The 19,938-nt window shown below is 64.1% G+C and carries 18 protein-coding genes; 15 read left to right on the top strand and 3 right to left on the bottom strand.

The features are described from left to right. Positions 1 to 9: 9 nt before the first annotated feature. From Q9R39_RS21070 to Q9R39_RS21010, 13 genes are all read left to right on the top strand, one after another. Positions 10 to 492, top strand: a complete 483-nt coding sequence (locus Q9R39_RS21070; RefSeq protein WP_311278153.1) for a hypothetical protein — start codon at positions 10 to 12, stop codon at positions 490 to 492. A 426-nt stretch (positions 493 to 918) separates the two neighbouring features. After that, positions 919 to 5,319: a hypothetical protein gene (locus tag Q9R39_RS21065; RefSeq protein WP_311278152.1), complete on the top strand. Its 4,401-nt coding sequence runs from the start codon at positions 919 to 921 to the stop codon at positions 5,317 to 5,319. Next, entirely contained in the window at positions 5,319 to 6,233 is a 915-nt protein-coding gene (locus tag Q9R39_RS21060) for a hypothetical protein (protein WP_311278151.1), read from the top strand. Before Q9R39_RS21065 ends, Q9R39_RS21060 begins: the two co-directional genes overlap by 1 nt. Further along, complete coding sequence (locus Q9R39_RS21055; protein ID WP_311278150.1) at positions 6,230 to 8,014, top strand: hypothetical protein; 1,785 nt, start codon at positions 6,230 to 6,232, stop codon at positions 8,012 to 8,014. The genes Q9R39_RS21060 and Q9R39_RS21055 overlap by 4 nt, the downstream gene beginning before the upstream one ends. Next, entirely contained in the window at positions 8,014 to 8,376 is a 363-nt protein-coding gene (locus Q9R39_RS21050; RefSeq protein ID WP_311278149.1) for a hypothetical protein, read from the top strand. The genes Q9R39_RS21055 and Q9R39_RS21050 overlap by 1 nt, the downstream gene beginning before the upstream one ends. Before the next feature lie 67 nt (positions 8,377 to 8,443). Continuing rightward, a complete protein-coding gene (locus Q9R39_RS21045; protein ID WP_311278148.1) occupies positions 8,444 to 9,502 on the top strand; it encodes an N-acetylmuramoyl-L-alanine amidase in 1,059 nt (352 codons plus the stop codon). A 1-nt stretch (position 9,503) separates the two neighbouring features. Next, positions 9,504 to 9,731 carry a hypothetical protein gene (locus Q9R39_RS21040; protein ID WP_311278147.1) on the top strand — a complete coding sequence of 76 codons (228 nt, stop codon included), beginning with the start codon at positions 9,504 to 9,506 and terminating at the stop codon, positions 9,729 to 9,731. Next, a complete protein-coding gene (locus tag Q9R39_RS21035) occupies positions 9,728 to 10,024 on the top strand; it encodes a hypothetical protein (protein ID WP_311278146.1) in 297 nt (98 codons plus the stop codon). The genes Q9R39_RS21040 and Q9R39_RS21035 overlap by 4 nt, the downstream gene beginning before the upstream one ends. Further along, entirely contained in the window at positions 10,021 to 10,227 is a 207-nt protein-coding gene (locus tag Q9R39_RS21030) for a hypothetical protein (protein ID WP_311278145.1), read from the top strand. Before Q9R39_RS21035 ends, Q9R39_RS21030 begins: the two co-directional genes overlap by 4 nt. Continuing rightward, complete coding sequence (locus Q9R39_RS21025) at positions 10,224 to 10,595, top strand: hypothetical protein (RefSeq protein WP_311278144.1); 372 nt, start codon at positions 10,224 to 10,226, stop codon at positions 10,593 to 10,595. Before Q9R39_RS21030 ends, Q9R39_RS21025 begins: the two co-directional genes overlap by 4 nt. Then, entirely contained in the window at positions 10,592 to 11,296 is a 705-nt protein-coding gene (locus Q9R39_RS21020; RefSeq protein ID WP_311278143.1) for a PE-PPE domain-containing protein, read from the top strand. Before Q9R39_RS21025 ends, Q9R39_RS21020 begins: the two co-directional genes overlap by 4 nt. Continuing rightward, positions 11,293 to 13,215 (top strand): hypothetical protein, encoded by a 1,923-nt coding sequence (locus tag Q9R39_RS21015; RefSeq protein WP_311278142.1) that lies wholly within the window; start codon positions 11,293 to 11,295, stop codon positions 13,213 to 13,215. The genes Q9R39_RS21020 and Q9R39_RS21015 overlap by 4 nt, the downstream gene beginning before the upstream one ends. 11 nt (positions 13,216 to 13,226) lie before the next feature. Next, positions 13,227 to 15,503 (top strand): hypothetical protein, encoded by a 2,277-nt coding sequence (locus tag Q9R39_RS21010; protein ID WP_311278141.1) that lies wholly within the window; start codon positions 13,227 to 13,229, stop codon positions 15,501 to 15,503. On the opposite strand, the gene Q9R39_RS21005 is transcribed toward Q9R39_RS21010, so the two are convergent. The 3 genes from Q9R39_RS21005 to Q9R39_RS20995 all read right to left on the bottom strand — a co-directional run bounded on the left by Q9R39_RS21005 (position 15,500) and on the right by Q9R39_RS20995 (position 18,547). After that, positions 15,500 to 17,131 carry a hypothetical protein gene (locus tag Q9R39_RS21005; RefSeq protein ID WP_311278140.1) on the bottom strand — a complete coding sequence of 544 codons (1,632 nt, stop codon included), beginning with the start codon at positions 17,129 to 17,131 and terminating at the stop codon, positions 15,500 to 15,502. The two genes, Q9R39_RS21010 and Q9R39_RS21005, sit on opposite strands and share 4 nt — an antisense overlap. Positions 17,132 to 17,212: 81 nt before the next feature. After that, positions 17,213 to 18,004: an SGNH/GDSL hydrolase family protein gene (locus Q9R39_RS21000; RefSeq protein ID WP_311278139.1), complete on the bottom strand. Its 792-nt coding sequence runs from the start codon at positions 18,002 to 18,004 to the stop codon at positions 17,213 to 17,215. A 315-nt stretch (positions 18,005 to 18,319) separates the two neighbouring features. After that, positions 18,320 to 18,547 (bottom strand): hypothetical protein, encoded by a 228-nt coding sequence (locus Q9R39_RS20995; RefSeq protein ID WP_311278138.1) that lies wholly within the window; start codon positions 18,545 to 18,547, stop codon positions 18,320 to 18,322. A gap of 533 nt (positions 18,548 to 19,080) precedes the next feature. Between Q9R39_RS20995 and Q9R39_RS20990 the strand changes: the two genes are divergently transcribed. Both Q9R39_RS20990 and Q9R39_RS20985 read left to right on the top strand, forming a co-directional pair. Continuing rightward, positions 19,081 to 19,281 carry a hypothetical protein gene (locus tag Q9R39_RS20990; protein WP_311278137.1) on the top strand — a complete coding sequence of 67 codons (201 nt, stop codon included), beginning with the start codon at positions 19,081 to 19,083 and terminating at the stop codon, positions 19,279 to 19,281. Then, entirely contained in the window at positions 19,274 to 19,498 is a 225-nt protein-coding gene (locus tag Q9R39_RS20985; RefSeq protein ID WP_311278136.1) for a hypothetical protein, read from the top strand. Before Q9R39_RS20990 ends, Q9R39_RS20985 begins: the two co-directional genes overlap by 8 nt. The last annotated feature ends 440 nt before the right edge of the window (positions 19,499 to 19,938 follow it).

The following is a 19,938-nucleotide window of genomic DNA, read 5'->3' as shown; positions in this document are numbered from 1 at the left end:
GATTGACCCATGTCTGCACCCACCGCACGTAAGTCGACGGCCCGGAAGTCGACGGCGAAGAAGGCCGCCCCGAAGGCTGCGGAGCGCACCGAAGACGAGCGCATCGAGGCGAACATCGAACAGTTCGAGGGATTCCGGGAACGCGCCCGCTCGATGAAGCTCGGCAAGAAGCGCGTTGAGCTCGAACCGTACGTCATCACCGCGGACACCTTCGGCGACGGTATCGATGAGGACGTCGTGTTCACAGCCCCCAAGGACCTTCGACGGAAGATCGACTTCAACCGCGCTGTTGCAGCGGGCGACTTTCCCGGTGTGCTCGAGATTCTGGGCGGCACCCTCGCGCTCAACCGTGTTATCAACGGGTTCGAGCGGTACGCGCAGTCGACCGGTGCAGACGCCGAAGAGATGTTCATCGGCCTCTGCTACACCCTGATCAACTACTTCCGCGGCCAGGGGGCTGCTGATGTACCGGGGGGTACGCCAGCCTCGTAGACCTCATCGGAGGCTACGGGGCACACATCCGGTGTGACCTTCAGGACTTCTACGGCATCGACCTGAACGACTGGTTCTGTCACGAACGGGACTGGCGTGACCTCCTCGACTTCATCGATGGGCTCGAGGAGGGGTCGAGATACATTGCGGCACTGCATGAGGACGAAGAGCTAGCGCGGGCTCGGGCGGCGAACTATCAGCCACCGGAGCCGGCGGAGGCTCCGTCGTTCCGCGGGTTCACGAAAGAGCGTTACGACTACGCCCGCATCATCGCGCTTCTTGAGCGCATCTTGGCCGGTATTTACCGCGTCAACAGCGACGCCCAACCCTACGTGCCAATCCCTGCGGTTGAACGATTCGCGGACGAGCTCGCTTTCGACCATCTGCTGAGTGTTGCTGCCCGCGGGCTCGGAGAGGAGATCTGACTTGGCCGTTTACAGTGCCGGTTCAGCGAAGATCGACATCTCCGCGAACATGTCGGGCTTGGCGAACGAGATCCGCCGAAACCTTGAGCGGATGCAGGTCGAGTTCGACATTGATGTCGGCGCTGACTTGGCACGTCTGCGCGCCCAACTCCGCGCTCTGCGGGATGAGTCGGTGGATGTGCGGGTTGACCTGTCGGGTGCGTCTTCCGCCCAGATCGAAGCTACGGCACGGTCATTGCGGGATCTGGCGCAGCAGATGGCCCGCATCCGGGCGATCGGCGATCTGAACGCCGTCACCCGGGTGACATTCTCGTCGAACCTGTCGACCGCGGAGCTGGAGACCACGTCGCGGGCGTTGCGGGACTTGGCTGCCGCGGTGGTACGTCTGCAAGCGGCTGGCGATGTGCGCACCGTCATCGACGTCGATGTTCGTGGCATCCAGAACATCTTGTTGCTGCAGCAACTGTTGGCCGGGCTGGATCGCAGGATCAACATCAACGTCAACACCAGCGGCCTCGACCGTGTCAGTGGGGGAGCGCAGAACGCCACCCGCTCGCTGACCACGATGCAGAAGGTCAAGTTCACTGCGTTGGCCGCGGGCATCACTGCGCTCGTTCCTGCGCTGTTGGGTGTTGCCGGCGCCGCGGGTGGTGCTGCATCTGCGCTGGGAGCTATGGGCGCGGTCGGCATCGTCGGCGGTGTCGGTATCGGGGATGCGTTCTCCGCGCTCACTGAGCAGACCGCGAATGCTGGTGCCGCAGCGCAGGATCTGGTGGACAAGCAGGACGCGGTCGCGGATGCGATGCGCGGGGTGGAGGACGCCCAAGACGGCGTGGCGGATGCACAACGCGCGGCAGTGCAGGCCCAACGGGATCTGAACGACTCGTACGAAGAAGCGTCCCGCTACCTGCGGGACATGAATGACCAGCTCGTGTCGGCGGAGATCGCGCAGGAACGGGCCGAGATCGGTTTGGCGCGTGCCCGCGAGCGCCGGATGGAGGTCAACGCAGACCCCCGCTCCACTCGGGTGGATCGTGCTGAGGCTGAAGTTGATGTGCGTGACGCGTTGCAGCGTCTACGGGAGGCGAAGTCGCGCACCGCCGACCAGCGCGCCGATACGACCCGCGCCAACCAGGCGGGGGTTGGTGGTTCCGACATTGTGCAGAACGCTGTCCAACGCCGAGACGACGCGAACAAGGCCGTCCAGGACGCGCAGCAGCAGCTGATTGTCGCTACCCGCGAGCTTGCCGCGGCGCAGAACGAAGCCACCACCGCCGCATCCGGTGGGGTGGACAAGTTCGCTCAGGCGATGGCGCGCCTCGCGCCGGCCGCCCAAGACTTCGTGCTGCAAATGCGTGCCCTCGGACCGGCGTGGACTGAGCTGCGGAAAGCCACCCAGCAAGCCATGTTCGACGGGCTCGGCGATTCGGTCACCGCTTTCGCGAACCAGAACATGGGTGGGTTCCGCACGGTGATGGTGGACATCGCCGGGTTCATCAACACCACCTTCAAAGACACCCTGTCGCAACTGTCGGATGTGTTCGCCCGACTGTCAGCGAACGGTGGGATGCAGGCATTCCTGTCGGGCACGCAGGCGATGATGTCCGGCCTCGCACCCATGATCGCCGGCATCACCGAGGGATTCATCCAGATGGGTGCCGCCGCCGGCCCCGGTATGGGAATCCTGTTCGAGTCGATCGGCCAACTCGTCGCCACGACAGGTCCGTTCCTCGGGCAACTCGGCAACATCCTCGCGCAGTCGCTGGCGAGCATCATGCCCACCCTCGGAGAGTTCATCAACGCCGTCGCGGTCGGCCTCGGACCTGTCCTGCCCGTACTCGCGGACCTAATCTCGGGTCTCGGCCAGGCACTCCTACCCGTCCTGCCGCCACTGGGTGAACTACTTTCCACCCTTGGGCAGGCGCTGACACCCTTGCTCGCACCACTCGGCGAAGCGCTCGCACAGCTAGGCCCGCCGCTGTCGGCACTCGTCGCCGCCGCGGGCGATCTACTCCTCGCGTTCGCCCCCATGTTGCCGCTCATGGCCAACCTGGTCGCGCAGATCCTGACCCCCCTGGCCAGTGCTCTAGGTGCCGCGTTCCAGGCGCTGCAGCCGTTCGTCGCGCAGTGGGCCGAACAGCTAGCACCATTGCTGCAGACACTCGCACCGGCTTTCACGGAGATCGGCACGATCTTGTCCGGCGCGCTTGTCGAGGCGGTGCAGGCGTTGATGCCGCACCTGGTGACCATCGCTCAGGCGCAGATGGATTGGTACATGGCGATGGCGCCGCTGCTGCCTGTGTTGGCGGAGCTGGCCATGTCGCTTCTGCCGATCATGATTCAGTTCCTCGAGATCGCGCTACCCGTGATCGCCACCGTCATCAACGTGTTCGCTCAGCTTGCGACGAATGTGGTGCCGAGGGTTGTCGACGCGCTCGGTTTCGTTGTCGGCGCCATTCAGCGGGTGACGGAGACGGCGCAGTGGTTCGTTGACCTCTGGGGCGACATCTGGGCGACCGTGACGAACACGCTGACGGATAAGAAAGACGTAATCGTCGGCCAGGCAGGCGAACTGGTCCGGTTCTTCCAGGACATGCCCGGGCGAATCCGCAACGCCATCGCCGGAATCTGGGACCCGCTCAAAGAGACCTTCAAGGGCGCTCTGAACTGGATGATCAGCGCGTGGAACAACTTCAGCTTTTCGATGAAGATTCCCGACAACGTGTGGGGGATCGGCGGTAAGGGATTCACGATCGACACCCCGAACATCGACCTCCTCGCGGCCGGTGGCCCGGTGTCGGGTCCCGGTGGTCCTCGGGACGACGTGATTCCGGCGATGCTGTCCAACGGCGAATACGTCGTCAACGCAGCATCGGTGGGTAAGTACGGCGTCGGGTTCATGGACCAGATCAACGCCGGCCGGTTCGCCAACGGAGGTTTGGTCGGCACTTACGGGCTGCCATCCGAGGCAGACCCGTTCCCGCAGTGGGTCACCGACCTCGGCGCCAAGTACAACGTGGAACCGTCCACCTACGCAGGCCATCAGTCGGATGATCGAGCAGAAGCCGGTTTTGCACCCAACCCGCAAGGTCTCAACCGCGGGATCGACTGGGGCGGCGCGGTCGACGCCCTGCAAGGGTTCGCCGAATATCTGTTCAGCATCGCCCCGTCATCCCCCGAGGTCGAGCAGATCATCTGGATGAACCCTGCGACTGGGCAGAAAATCGGTTGGGCTGGCAGGTCTGACGAGTCGAATACTGGCTACTATGCCGACGATTGGGGCGGTCACCAGGACCACGTGCACTCTCGGTTCAGCGGACCGGTTGGTGTGGCACCGATTCCTAACCCGTACGAAGCGAACCCGCTGGGGCAGCAAACCCCCGACACTGTGCCATCGTTCAACAACCAGGACGGTCGCAGCGACGCACCGAAGTACACACCCGAACCGGACACCACCACGACGAAGACGACGACGCCCGAAAAGGCGTACCCGACATCATTCTCGGGTTGGGCTGGGTTCGCGGCCGAGAACTTCGTCGGCGGGCAGGTCAAGTCGCTACTCGGTGTGCTCGGCGTCAACGACTCGCCGGGGTTCCTTAGTGCGGGTCAGGAGTTGATGCGGCAGCAGGAGGAGAGCCGGAAGAGGCAGCAGGAACTGCTGCAGCCGAACACCACGACTCCGCAGTCGACGGCGCCGCAAACCACTCCCGCCCCGCAGTCCAGCACCCCGGAGTATCTGCCGGTTCCGGCCGCGCCAGCAGCTCCGCCCGCACCCGCGATCATCCTGGACGTTCCCGAAGGTGGCATCGCCGCCGGGACGCCGGGCGCGAAGGAAGCTGTCTTCAAGGTGTGGAGCCAGCTCGGTTGGGTTGGCGATCAGTGGCTGGACACACTTCGGCTTGGGAACGGCGAGTCTGGGTGGGACGTCGAGGCCGAGAACCCTTCGTCCGGCGCATACGGACTCGGCCAGTTCCTCGGCGAAGACAAAAAGCAGCGGTGGCCGCAGTACTTCACCCCGGATGCGGCGGCGCAGGCTGGTCCGTGGTCTGAGTACATCAAGGAGAGGTACGGCTCCCCATCCGAGGCGTGGGCTTTCTGGCAGGCACAGTCTCCGCACTGGTACCACACAGGCGGCCAAGTCTCCGGTTCGGGCGACGTTCCCGCGTGGCTTGAGGGCGGCGAGTACGTGGTGAACCGTCATGCCGCACAGGCGAACATGCCGATCCTGGAAACGATCAACGCCCGCCGGCCCATGCCCACCGTCGCTCGCCGCCCCGCAGGTGCGGGGAGCGGCCGGAACGTCACCAACACCTGGAATGTGCAGGCATCCCCGATGGACGCGATTGAGGCAGGTATGCGAGAACAAGACCGTCGGGCCGCTGCACAAATGGCGGGTATCTGATGCAGGCGACGATCGAGCTGGAGAACGAGGCCGGCTACTTCAAGATCTCCGGTGCCGGCGGTGCTTTCGGTGATGAGGGGGTGGAACTCGCACCGGGGCCGAAGGGTATGTGGTCCACCGAGTTCACCACCTTGATCGTGTCGGGATCGATGCAGGTTGGTGGGTATGTGGCGGGCGAGGAGGTGCCGGTTCGGCGGATGACGTTGACGCTGCACCTCCACGACATGGGCGAGGGCGTGGAGGCGACGGTGTCGCGGTTCCGGCTCATGTGGGGTTCGCCGGTGTCGAAGCTGCGTCCGGTGACGTGGCGGTACACCTCCGTGTACTCGGGGGAGCGGTGGCTGACCCTCCTGTTGGAGAAGGAGATCCTGTTCTCTCAGGAGAAGGACTGGAACCTGCAGGGGTATGCGAAAGCTGTTGTGTCGGTAGTGGCGTTGGAACCCCGGTACGAGTCGCAGCAGCTGGAGGTGACGGTCACCAATCCGTCGAACGGGGAGCACACACTCTGGGCGCCGTGTTGGAATCCGACCGACCAGTACGCCTGGCCGGAATGGGGACTGAAGCCGAACGGAACTGCCACGTTCGCGTTGCCGGACTTCAGCTTCGACCAAGAGCAGGACATCGACCCGAAATGGGTTCCGGGGGACCAGGCAGATCGCATGGTCGTCACCCCTGCGATCAACAAGCTGTGGTCGGTGATGACTGAACGTTCCATGGACCCCTACGTTGCATCCGATCTGTCCAACGCTGGTGGCCAGATGGGTGGCGTCCGTCTGCTGTACCCGATCCCTCCGCACACGGGCACCGCGGATGATCCGGTCATGTTGCCGGTCATCATCAACGGCCCGGCCGGCGCGAAAGCGAAGCTCCTTCTGCGCCGGTTCTGGTCTGCCGAGTCGGGGCTTGAGGCGTGAGCGGAAAGTACGGGGTGATCCTCCCGTACGAAGGCGACGACCTCGACGAGTTCTGTTCGTGGGCGCGGCAGGTCCGCTACACCCGGATCGAGCGGGCTGCGAAACCAGCCACCGTCGAATTGTATGACGGCGATTGGGTGTTCCGCGGTGAGGCGGTCAACCGCCTTGAGGGCTCCCAGTTGGGGCAGAAGATGAACCAGATTGGTTCCATCACGCTCGATCTGCCGATCCAACACAGCCCGGTCACCCCCTACGCGGGTGACGACCTGGACGACTTCTGTCTGTGGGCGCGTGAGATGGAACCCCACCGCCGCACCTACCTGGCTCACTGGGCGATCGACCAGGATGCCCGGGACACCTCCAACATCCACGTGATCGTGGAGAAGGATGGCATCCGGGTTGGCGGGTTCTCTGACCCGGAGAAGGCGGTCACTCTCGACGAGTCGGCCAAGGGCGACAAGGTCACCATCGAGTTCCTAGACGACATCGCCGAACTCAAGCACGTGCACATGGCGGCCAACCCGTTCCTGCCCGTGAGTTTGATTCAGCAGCCCAAGGTGCAGTTCCTGTACATCCCCGTCGATGTCGGCGGGCTGATGACGCTGGGCATGAACGTGCTCCGCAATCAGGCCACCAACTTCAACATGGACTTCGAGCTCACCGACCCGTCCACATGGACGGAAGGGTTGTGGGATCAGGCGCAGATCGTGCCCATGCCGAAGCTGCTGGGGGAGACAACAGCACCAGCCACCATCATCACCGGCCAGATCAAGCAGCCGTGGCTGGACATCATGCAACCGATCCTTGAAGACGCCGAGATGATGATCAAGCCGAGGCGCTTCAAAACTGGCGATCCCGAACCGTTCCCGGGCGCGGGCACGGGCTGGCGCAACGGCACCCTGTTCGTCGACATCGTCGACAAGTCAGGGTTCCGGACTGGCACGTCATTGGGCGGCAACCTCGCCACGGGATTGGCCCGCACCATCGCGAACGTCACCTCCAACTATGTGGAGGACACCTACGACCTGTTGACCGGCGAACCGGTCGATGTCGAGGGGTACAAGCTGCCGGGGATTCTCGGCACCCAGCCGGAACGTCCACACGCGGTGTACATGCACGGCCGGGTGTCGGGGGTGGAGAACTTCAAACTCATCCAGGCGCCGGGCGGACCTTGTCGCATCACTGCCGGGGGCCAGTCGATGCCCGGTGTCAACCCCCTCCTAGAGGCTGTAATCGGCTATGCCGGGGACGTTCTGGGAGACAACCTCGTCATCAACGGTTACGGCGTCGGGTCGCTCGGAAACATCCTGAACGCGTTCCTGATGCCGATCCTGAAGGACAGCATCCTCGCCAACATGTCCGTCCCGCTGATCGGCCGCGCTGCACAACAGGGTTGGGGGCGTCGGCTCGAGACAGCAGCAACAGGCGTGACGCAGGCGTACACGCCGGCCGCGATCATGGACTTGCGGAAGCGGCGCCGCGAAACCGACCCCGACACAGCGTTCATGTTCGATGTGGTGAACGCGATGCCCTACCTGATCGGCGACAACGGGCAAGGCCACTGGGGGTTGGGTGACCGCGTGGGTGCTACCTCGAAGTACCTAGGCGCGAAGGTGTTTGTCGCGCGTTGCCGAGAACTCTCACTACCCCTGGGCACCGCTAAGCCGCAGAGCTTCAAAGCGAAGTTCGGCGACACCCGCACCCAGCAGGACGCAATCGACAAAATGGTGGCCCTCGTTTCCACGGCGATGGGCGCCTTCCAAGAGATCGGGTTGGGCTGATGAGCGAACAACTAGACGATGACCCGGAACGTACGGCACGCATCGACCGCCTAGCTTCGGCGCTGTTCATCGCTTTCGGAGCCACTGGCGGCACATCGTCGGTGCCGATCCTCCGCCCCGTCGCCGAGATGCTGGATGCGTTCGGGGTGGTGCAGACCGAACCCGACTCTGATGAGGTGCAGGCGCGGTTGGCGTCTGTGCCGGGGTGGGCGAAGGAACGTATCCGTGAGGAGGCTCAGCCGGTTCCGGTGGAGCCGAACCATCATGGCATTCAGGAGACGGCGCGGGTGCGGTCGGCGCCGAAGCGGCCGAAGCGTATCCCGAAGGCGGCGCGCGGTGTGATCGCCAACCCGGGCGTCTAACCCTCACATCTTTCACGACCCTGCACCCGCTCGGGTGTGGGGATCTCACCATGCCAGGAGGCACATCATGGCCGACTACGGAATCACCCACCGCATTCCCGCGGGCACCAACGGCCCACGCTCCCGCACCGACTACGTCGCCATCCACACCCAGGAGGGTGGCACCGGTGACGCAATCGGCCTCGCTCGGTACTGCTCAGGCGCCGGCGTCTCGTACAACGTCGCGTGCGACGACGTGAACACCGTGCAGATGGTCGCACCAGGCGGTGCGCCCTGGGCGGCCATGAACGCCAACGGTATCGGCTATCACATCTGCGGTGCTGGAACCTACGCCGGTTGGGGCCGCGGCCGGTGGCTGTCGAAGGACGCCGCGGACGGGCTCAACGAGGACGCCATGTTGTGGCGCATCGCCAAGGCCGCCGCGGCTGCGTGCAAGGACTTCGGCGTCCCGGTGCGCTACACCGGCAACGGCGGTGGGTACCGGGACAACAACTGGCCGAAGGGTCGCGGCGTGTGCGGGCACGTCGACTTCGGTTCCTCGGGCGGCGGCCACCATGACCCCGGCGTCGGCTTCCCGTTCGACGTCCTGCTCGAGCGGATCAACCACTTCAACGCCCCGCCGAAGCCGATCCCCAACCTCATCAACCTCGAAGCCGAGGTCGCGAAGGGCTGGATCGGCAAGCGCGTCACCAAGGGTGAGGTGAAGATCCCCGGCGGCGCGTTCGCCGAGTTCGAGTCTGGTCACATCTACTGGCGCAACGGCGCGCAGGCCGCGTACGCCATCCCGCACGGCGGCCTGTTCGAGGCGTTCGCCGCGCGCGGGTTCGAGAAGGGCGTCGGTTTCCCGCTGCTGCGCCATGACGTGCATGACGACGGTGGCGTCCAGTCGTTCGAGAAGGGCGTCCTCATGGTCGCCAAGGGCGGCGACACCCGCGGTGCTCTCGTTCACGGTGAGATCGGCAAGCGGTACGCCGCGATGGGCTGGGAGACAGGGCCACTCGGCTGGCCGACCAGTGACGAACATGCCATCGCTGGCACCGACAACATCATCCAGACCTTTCAGCACGGGAGTCTTCGCTGGTCGCCGACCGGCGTGATCGTTGACCTCGACAACAAGGAGAAGTGACATGACCATCGCCAGCTACAGGCCCTCCGAGATCCGCAAGTTCATCGTCGGCCTCGTCGGCGCGTTCACCGTCCTCGCTGTCAGCCTGACCGGAGAGTTCGCCGCCTTCCTCCCCGCCGAGGCCGCCACCTGGATCTCCACCGGCGTCGCCTTCGCCACCGCGGTCGGTGTGTTCCTCACTAAGAATGCCGCTGTCATTGACAGCCTGGACGACTACCGCGGCGAGTGAGCCTCCTGTCGCCGGCCGCCTGGAACGGCGTCGGCATCGTCACCTTCCTCATCATCGCGGTCACCGCCCTGGTGATCGCCCTGGTGCGGGGGTGGGTCGTGTTCGGCATACATCACCGCGAGATTGTGGCCCAGAAGGACCGCGAACTCGCTGCGCTGCAGGAGCGGTCAGTCGAGGACGGCAAGAGTATCGCCAAGTTCGCCGACGCTGCAGCCAGATCGACAGTCGCCGCGGAAGTACAGCAAGCCATGGTCACCGCCATCAGACAGCTCGCCGAGGAGCGTGCGACATGAAGCTGTGGTGGCAGAAAGAGATTCGAGATGCGCGAGCCCGGGCCGACGAGTCCGAGCGCAGTCTGCGCGAGTCAGCCATCCGTCGAGAAGAGGCGGAGCGGTTGAACTCGCGGGCACGACGAGTGGAGGGCACGTTGCACCGGGAACTACTGCAGAACGGATTTGCTGACGCATTGCGCGCCGCCTTCGGTGGTGTTCGGTGACCGTCAAACTGATCGCAGACATCGCGTTGTGCGTACTCGCGACCGGACAGTTCGCCTTCACCGCACAATACGTTCTGCGGTCGCCGTGGTGGTCGACGGAGATCGGCAAGATCTACGCACTGAAGTCGGTGCTGTGGACGCTGGTCGTGTTGCAGGTCGCCGCGTCGGCGCTCACTGAGTCGGAATACCCTGGCCGCCAGTACTTCCGCATCTCCATCTACATCGGCGGCGCCGTGTCCATCGCTGTGCTGTGGTGGCTGTTGCGGCGTATCCAGCAGCAGGGCCGCGACGCCCGCGCTGACCGCGGTGACACTCGTCCGCAGCGACGGGTGTGGGCGGATGCGTTGCGAGACTGGGCGGGCCGATGACCATCTCGGTTCTGATGCTCGACGGCACGTGGTCGCGGCCTGGCGCTCGCTCAGCGGCAGCTGAGGCGCTCCGTCGCTCGCTGCGTCCTGGCTACGAGTTCTCCTATGTCGACTATCCTGCAGCGTTCGGCCCGGCGACTGGGATCGGAGACATGCCGGCGGCAGAGTCGATCCGGATCGGCGCCGAGAATGTCGCGCGCGCAGTCGCCGAGACCCCGCACCCGGCGATCGTGGCCTGCTACTCGCAGGGCTGCATGGCCGCGTACAGGTTCGCCCGCAACATCCTGCCGAAGCGGCCGGAGCTCGACGTGCGGGCGGTGGCGGCGATGGGCAACCCGCACGAACCGACCCACCGCGGCGACCGGGGCGGTATCGCTGACCGGCTCACGCTGCCGCGCAAACTGTTGTCGGTGTGGGCGCCCGGCGATCCGATCGCCGACATCCACAAGGATGCGCCGCTGCGGTCGGCGTGGGATGTCGTCGAGTTCATGTCGGTGCGCGACCAGACGTCCGCGCTGCGGTGGCTCGACAGTGTCGCCGACGCGGTGACTGATGGCCCGCAGGATTGGTGGCGGCGGCCGGACTTCATCGCCTCCCTGATCGCCGCCCGCGACTACGTGTGGGGCACGCAGCACACCACCGACTACGCCCGCCACGGTCACGCCACACGGCTGGCCCGCATGATCGAGAGGGCGGCATGACGCTCCCAAATTGGCCGTTCCATGAGACTGATCCGGCGGATCTGCCGCAGGGTGTGGTTACCCCCGGGCAGCTTGGTGAGACGTTGCAGAATCCGTCGGCGGAGAAGTTCCGCAACCTCGCCGCGGGTAGGTTCCCCGGTCAGGTCGACGACGACTTGGCTGGTAATCCTGCGAATGTGAACGGCCCGCTGGGGACTGTGGTCAATCAGTTCGCCGCGTTCACCGAGGATGTGGCGACCGCCGACCCTGCCGACATTCAGAGTCCGGAGGATCTACGGACTCGGGTGAATGGGTTCTTCGGGTTGCGGCCTGTCCTGCAGATGCTGATCTTCACGCCACTGTCGTATCTGTTGGCGTGGATTGTGGATGGCAACCCGGACGACTACGACACGCTGGAGGAGATCCAGGACAACCTGATCCCGGCGTTGATCCGCCTGCCCCTTCGCATTCTGGCGCAGTTGATTGGCGGCATCCCCATCGTGGGTGACGCTGTTGAGGATGCGTTGGCTGGGTGGTTGAAGGACACCAACGAGACCGCGGTGGATGCTGCGGAGACCGTCGTATCCGTTGGTACTCAAGTGACTTACTTCCAGCAGGTCATCTCAGTCCGCAGCGGACGGCCGCTGCACGAGACCGGCCCGGACCGGACAGCCTGTGTGTCGTTCCCGTTCTCGGAGATGAACCTCAGCATGCCGACCATCTCCATCGGTGGTGGCTCGCACACGGTCGACATCACGGGCAACACCGGTTACGCGGACGGGCCGGACAACCACCGCCACAGCGGGTCGACGTTGAACGCCTCTGCACCGAACCACGTGCATACGACGACGCTGTCCACGAATCCGCCTGTCGTGAATGCGACGGCGTCGTACGCGCCGTGGGCGTCGGTCATTATCGACAGTGCCACCGAGCGGAAAGTGTTGGGCTGGATGGCGTACAAGTCCGGCACCGTCAGTACCTTCCACGTCGACGTCTTCCAGCAGGAGCCTGACGGTTCTGTCGGGCCGGTCATCTACTCGTCACCGGACCTCGCGGGCGAGCTCGTCACGTCGATCGCGTGGATGCAACACCTCATGGACGGTGCGTCGGTCATCGCCGACATCGACGACGTGGTCGATGTCCAGTTCCGCATGACGGGCACCGGCACCGTGCACATCGCGGGCGTCAACTTCCCCTACGCCACACCAATCACCGGGATGCGCCCGTACTCGCCCGGATCGGGCCGCAACCCGTCCACCACCCCCGTCCCGGAGGGCCTGACGACCGCGCAGCGTGACGACATGTACGGCGGCCCCACCCCGTTCGTCGGGATCGGCCTCGACGTCGGACAGACCAGCATCCCCGTCGTCATCGTCGACGACTTCAACCGGTCGAGCTTCGGCCCCGAGTACAAGACGTTCGGCAACATCAAGATCGAAAACGGCCGAGTCAAGCACACCACTAGCGGCCTATCCACCAACTCCGGCGCCGCGATGCGGGTGCAGTCGTTGAACTCCGACTACTTCGACGTCGGATTCGATCTGTGGCTCGACGGCGACGTCGACGAATATCAGATTGCGGGGGCTGGTGGTCGATGTACATCCAGCCTCAGCGCGGGGATCTGGCTGACCGCCAACAAGAACGGCGTCTACATCCAGACCGGGTCGTACAGTTCGCGCACCACCCAATCCACCGTCCCCGCACCAGGATCGGGCCGATACACGCTGCGGCCCAGGCGATCCGAAGATGACACCCACTACATCTACGAAGTGTTCTACGGCGACCCCAACACCACAGAACCCATCGCCGACTGGGCCGACACCACCGGGATCGTCCCGGACGGGATCGGCCACCGCCGCGTCGCTGTCGTCGTCAACGGCGCCGCGTTCTACCCCTCCGGCGAACTCGACAACTTCGTTGCCCGCGACATCACCGTCTAGAAGGAGCTTTGATGCCTACGATCACTTTCACTGTTGACGGCCCTGCAGGTAAGGGTGGGACGGCAAGGTTTGAGCCGCGCGCCATGTTCGAGGCCGACGGGAAACTGGTGACGTCGTGGGCGTCCCCGCGGTTGGTGAAGTACACCAACAACACCCCGGTGTCGGTGGTGCTACCGGAAGGACCGTGGAAGGTTGGCGGCCTCAGTGGGGGTCAACCACTACCCATCGATGTGGGTTCGGTGAACGCCGACCTGAAAGACCTCATCGTCTTCAACCTGCCCCCCTCAGCCCCAGCAACCACCCTGTCTCAGGCTGTCGCGGCGTGGATGGATTCCAACGTCAACACCGAGGTGACTGAACCGCTTGTGGAGGGCATCCTCGCCAACCCGGAATCCGGGGCCAGAGCAGTACTAGACGAAACATATGGGCGGGTGTGGAAGGCCAGCACTGCCTACGCCGCAGGCGATCTCGTCCTACTCCCGGCGCCGGTGAATGGGCCGGGTACCCGCAACAGCAACGGCACTTCACGCGGGTCGTTCGACGCAACAGAGCAAGGCCTATGGACGCCGAGCGCCACCGCGACCGTCGATGGCCTGACGGATGCGACGACCGTGGGCAAGGCGGTCGCCAAGGCCGCCAGCGCGGCAGCAGCCCGATCGGCGATCGGCGCAGTCGATTCCGCCGCCGCAGCGGCGACCGGCGTTCTGTCATTCGAGTCGTTCGGCGCGGTCGGCGACGGAGCAGCAGACGATACTCCTGCTTTGCTCGCGGCAGTGTCCGAGGGGGCGGCAACCGGGAAGCTTGTAGTCGGTTCGCCGAACGCCATCTATCGAGTGACCCAGCAGGGAACTAGGACGTTCCGCACCGGCACCGGAAGCACGTACACCGCGCCCTACTGCTTGTCGCTTCCAGCCAACGCCCAGATCGACATGCGGGGGGCTGTTATCTCAGTTCCCTCGTCGTTCCTGGGCATCGCTGTCTGCAATGACCACCCGACCGCACAGACCGACAAGATCGAATTTCGCGGTGCAGTTATCGATGGCGGGGGATTCAACGCATCCCGAGGCTACGCCCTTGTTATACTCTCAGGCCTCGCCGCAGGCTCCAAGATCGCCATGACCGTCCGTAACGTGTCGTACATCGGCGCGTCAATCTCTTGGTGCACTAAGACCGAGATCGAACGCTTGCACGCGACGAATATCAAGGGCCAGGGTTACATGCTCGGCAACGGCCTGTCGGACCTGAACGACCTCTGTACGTTCGGTCTTCTCACTGCGGACAACATTCAGGATTTCGGTAGCTTCAACCAACCTGGGAACGGCTACTGCATCGGCGCGACTCGCTCATCGATCAACCGAATCATTCAGCGAAACGCCGCTGGAGGTACGAAATACCTCAAGGGGTGCGACGAACTGCACACGGTTTATTCTGAGTTCGACGGCGCTGTCAGCACGGGCGAGACGGCGTACGGAACGGCGAACTCGGGGACCAAGATTCAGGGGGACGACGCGTCGAACAAGACCGGCCGCGTCACGTTCGGCAAGATCGTCTCCCGTAACTGTGTGGGCTCGGGTCTCTACGTGCGATTCGCGGGCGACACCCTCATCGACTCGTACGTGGGGGCGAAGAACGGTCGCAATGGTACCAACGATGACCTCGACCTTGGCGAGTTCGACGACTTGGAAATCGGGTCCGTAAAGTCGGACAGCGCCGGCCTCGGGGGCTTCACTGTCGGCCCCAACGCAGGGCTCGTGAAAGGCGGTCGCCTCACTGTCCGCAATGTCGGCGACGTCACCGCCGCTAACTCATACTGCTTCACCCAACTCACCGGCAAGCTGCGATTCAGTTTCGTGGAGTTGATGGACAACCGGCAAACGCCAATTACCAGCAAGGCGATACAAGCACCTAATGCGGTGTCTATGGTGTTCGACAACTATCGTTCCAACATCGGCAACAGGGTCGATATTCGGTCAAGCCTGGCCTGGCTGGGTAATCCGATCCTGTCGACAGGCAACGCAGGCCTCACGGGCACGGTGACCCTCGCGAATGGTGCCACGCAGACGGACGTGTCGAACGCGAACTCGGTGTCCCAGGCGGTGACGGGAGGCTTCGCCGAGCCGCTGTTTGAGATTACCCCGCTGAACGCCGCCGCGCAGGCCCTCGGGGTAGTGCGGTGCGCGGTGCCCACCAACTTCGCGTTTCGCATGTTCCACGCCACCGCCACCGGTACTGAGGTATTCAGTTACCGGATCGTCGCGTACGTCTTCCGGACGACGAAGCCCGCCTAGTCGACTATGCAGACCTGCTTGCCTGCGATGAACTGCTCATCGATTGGCGCGCCCCGGTATCGATCGCGGCGGGTGGCCGATTCCGGCACAGTAGCCGAGCAGAGCTGTTTGGTGAGAAGGTCTCGGCGCACAAAGAACGCTGTCCGGTCGACGGACACGGGAACATAGCGGGACCGAAAGACGCCCGACTGGTAGATTCCGGACACGCGCGACCAGGTACCGTGTGTCTCCACGACGTCGGGGCTCTCGCGGCTGACGTACGGATCAATCGACCCGTATCCATCTGCCGCGAGTCGACGGTTGGTTAGCAGTCCAAGGTCGAGAACGTTAATCCGTTGGCAGCACAGCGATACACCGCCGACGTCGGGAGTCAGCAAGGTTATTCGCGACATGCCAAGGCGCTCGGCAAGGTGCTCGGCGGCAATGCCAGTCAACCGGTACTCGGCTGGCGTTACGTCCATACTGGCGCTGGGGTGCAGGCTCGCCGCCAGCTTGGCTCGGTCAAGCTGAACCGCCCAGGTGGCGAGTAGGACCCCAACGAGCATGGCTGTCGCCACACGCCGTGTGCCGAGACGCTCGACTACGCCCGGGACCAGCCAAGCCGCGACGAGCACTGCCACCGGCAGGGCCGATAGCTCCATCCGCCCCAGGTAGCCCCAATTGCGGCCCAGTACGAGGTTCACCAGCACGAGTCCTACGAGATAGGCGACCGCCGATGCCATCAGTGGAGTGTTTCTCACCTGCCGGACGCGAGCGCCAAACCCACTGCGTTCCTCTTGGCTGGTCAATACGCCGAACGCCAGAAGTGCAGCGGCAGGGGCAAAGACGTAGACGAGCTCCTGGACAACTTGCAGTCGGGAGACCAGGTCCGCCTTTACCCCGACCGGCGAGTACGGCTCGGACCGTTTAGCAACGATCGTGTTCGGTATCAATGCGTCGAACACGCCGAGTCGGATGAGAGTCGTCGCCCCTGCCGAGGCAATGACGGTGGCCAAAACAACGCTGGCGTGGCGGCGCAGGGGCGGGCACAGCACGGTTGCGATGACCGCCCCGACGGCAACATAACCGGTGGCCTCTAACCGAATGAACGGCACCGCCGCAACGGCCGCGCCCACGACCCACAACCGGTTTCGTTGCACACCCAACAAGCCGACTAGTACGGCCGTCGTCAGGAGAGTCATCTCCATCCCATTAAAGGTCTCGTTGATGAACAGGCCGAAAACCAGGGTGACGCCTGCGATCACAGCGGCACGGTTCCGGGCGGGTGTGAAATCCGAGAGGAGTTGTGCCAATAGGACGGCGCACACACCAGCGAGAATGGCTGCTGAAACCTGACTGGCAGCAACCGCGCCGGCGAACCCGAGCGGCAGCACCCATAGGACAAGCGACAGCCAGCCGAACCACGCCAGGCTCGAGAACCCTTCGACTTGTTCGGAGCCTGGGGTCAATGCGATGTCACCCGTGTCGGCGAAGGTCTGGGCGAACGCCACCGTGATCGCGCCGTCGTCCCAACCGTTAGTGCGGACCACGGCGGCGGCAATGACATGTACAGCCACCACGGCAATGAACAGGGCCGCACGCGCGGAGTTCTGGGTCGCGGGAGGTGAAGTCGAAAGTTCGGTCGTCACCTGCGAATTGTTCGGGGGAATGAACATGCCGCGCAACTTGTGGAGACTGAATTGGCCCAATCAAACTACATCGCGTCGCAACTAGCCGCGCAGGGAGGCGATCAGTCGATCGGCGTAATACGAATGCCCGGCGGTTGTCGGGTGCGGATTCACCGTCGTCATGTAGTCGCCGACGTTCCGCGCGGTGAACCACCGCTCTTTGAGCGGCGAAATGTAGGGCACCTTCTGCTGATACGTCGCCCGCGTGAGGTTCGAGTCGATCTGCTGTAGCCCGGTGATCAGTTCGGGCGTCGCCGGGGCGGGGCCGACGATGACGATCTGGGCGTTCGGGAACTGCTCGGCCAGTTGGGCGATGAATGCGCGTGCCGCTCCGGTCAGGCTGCCGCGCTGGCCGAGATCGTTTTGGCTGCCCTCGACGACGACCAGATCGGGATTCGGGTTCGACACCTGGGTGCGCGCCCACCGCTGCGAGTAGGTGCCCCCACCGTCACGGCCAGCGTTGAGGTAGCCGACCGATCCGTAGCCGTGGACCTCGACGGGAATGCTCAGTCGTCGGCCGACTTCGTAGGCGAACCCATCGGTAACGGGTGTGGCGGCGGTGCCGAACGTCCACGAGTCGCCGATGAACAGCGCGTCGCGCACACGACTCATATCGGCGGCCGGCTCCGCCGCGGCGTCAGTGGTGCTGGTCGCGGGTGGTGGTGTGTACGGCGCAGCGCTCGACGACGGCGTTGGCCGGGTGGCGGCCACGGCCAGCAGCACACATGCCGCGACGATTCCGGCGGCAATGACCAGCCACCCCCACATCGGTGCGCCCCCGCGCTTCTGCTGCCACCACGACTTCTTCCTACGGCGTCGACCACTACTCCCCATACCGGACATCATCGGATAGCGAGATCCGGCTTGCGCTGTGAGGCTTGCCTATTCAACCGAACGGACTACAACCCGAACGGACTACAACCCGATCACCCGCCGATAACCCCGGATATGGGCGGTCTGCGGTGTCCTATTCAGGTTGGTGTCAAAGGAGTGGATCATGCCCGACGTCTGCCCGCGCTGCGGTGACCGCGTCCGCACCTCGCCACTCGGCTCCGAGCACGTGTCTCGCGAGTCGTGTCCGGGCGCCGGTCGGGGGCCGGTGCGGGTCGTCGAGCTGCCACCGCCGGACTCCGACCGGCACGGGAGAGATCAGGGTTCCCAGTCGTCGCCGAGCACCGCGGCCAGCCGGTCGGTGAGGTCGGGCTCCTCGGGCCGGCGGCTGTAGATCACGTCCTCGCACTCGACGACCAGATCGAGCAGGTCGGGGTCCGGCTCAACCCACCCACCATCCGTGCGCACCTGATGCTCGGCCTGTCGACGCCGCGTCACCGATGCGACAGCCTGGGCGGCGGCGCGCAGCGTCTCACGATCGGTCACCCGGCCATTGTCGCGCGAAGTCCATGTTGGCTTGAAATTGTCGGTGTCGATTTCAAGGTTGGGGCCGGAACCTTGAAATTGTCATCAAAGTCGGAACCGTTCGGCCGCCCACTACGTCCAAACTGCATGGTCCTCGACATCGCTCTCGCGGTCATCACCTGCGTCGCTGCCGGGTGGCTGCTGGTTATGACGAGTTATGGAACTCCACCGAGGTAGCGACCACGGAGCCATAACTTATGCATAACTCACTCATAACTCCGACACATGTTGCGCGACAACGGAATCCAATGCTACAGTAATCTCACAAGTTCAGAGCGGGTGAAGTTCAGGAACATCACCAGATCGCCGACGCACAGCGACCCGGCCACTGCGGAAACAATGAGAACTCACCCTCGGAGGCCCATGACGAGGCACCCGCTCTGAACCTGGACAACCACGAAGCGCCCCACCTCAACACGAGGTGGGGCGCTTTCGTTGTCTGTGGGGTGGGCGCGTCACCACCAACACAGGCCCAGAGCTGGGACAATGGGGTCATGTCGGTGAAGCATCAACGGGTCGTCGATTGGGCGTGGGATACGACGGTCGACGCGGTCGCCGGGTTCCCGATCGTGGCTGCAACGATGGCGGCGTGCGTGGCAGGGCCGTTCGCCGCGCCTCTGATGGTGTGGGCGGTGGAACTGTCGGCCGACCTGCGGAAGATGTTCGACGGGATACGGGAGGCCACTGATGCCTGAGTTCAACGTGGGGGACCGAGTGCGAGAGCGCCACGGAAATGTGGCAGGAAAGATTCTGTCCATCGGCGATACTGCCCAGATCCTCACCGATGACGGAGTGAGCAGGGTTCAACACGACAACGTGAAGGCGTTCATCGAGATCACCCACGGGCCGGGAGCTGGCAAGCCATACGGGTTCATGCACTACGACCTTGACGAGTTGGAGCACTTGGACTGATGCCTGAGTTCAAGGTGGGCGACCGGGTTGCTCATCGTCGAATCCGATGGGGCGGCCTCGTCGAACACGTGTCGGACGACGGGGAAAGCGTCCATGTGCGATGGCACCACACCAAACTCGCCGATGTCGCGGCACCATGCTCGCCGGCAGACCTGAGGCACATCGACTGACCTCTGGCTGCAACGAACCAACGCCCCGGCCGTAGTAGCTCGGGGCGTTGGCTGTATCTGTGGCTGTAGTCGGACCCTGGTGTGTGGTCTGACCTGGAGCGGGTGACGGGAATCGAACCCGCGTAGCTAGTTTGGAAGACTCGCGACGGAGGCGCTGGACCTCACTTTGCGCGATACACGTAAGGCTAAACGTAAGTGCCGGAGTGAAAATACCCTCTGACCTGGAGCCGATGACGGGAATCGAACCCGCGTATTCAGCTTGGGAAGCTG

It is taken from the genome of Gordonia sp. AC31, assembly GCF_031844505.1.
Lineage (GTDB): Bacteria > Actinomycetota > Actinomycetes > Mycobacteriales > Mycobacteriaceae > Gordonia > Gordonia hongkongensis.
The sequence above is the reverse complement of the archived record's forward strand: the minus strand, read 5'-3'. Positions and strand labels throughout refer to the sequence as shown.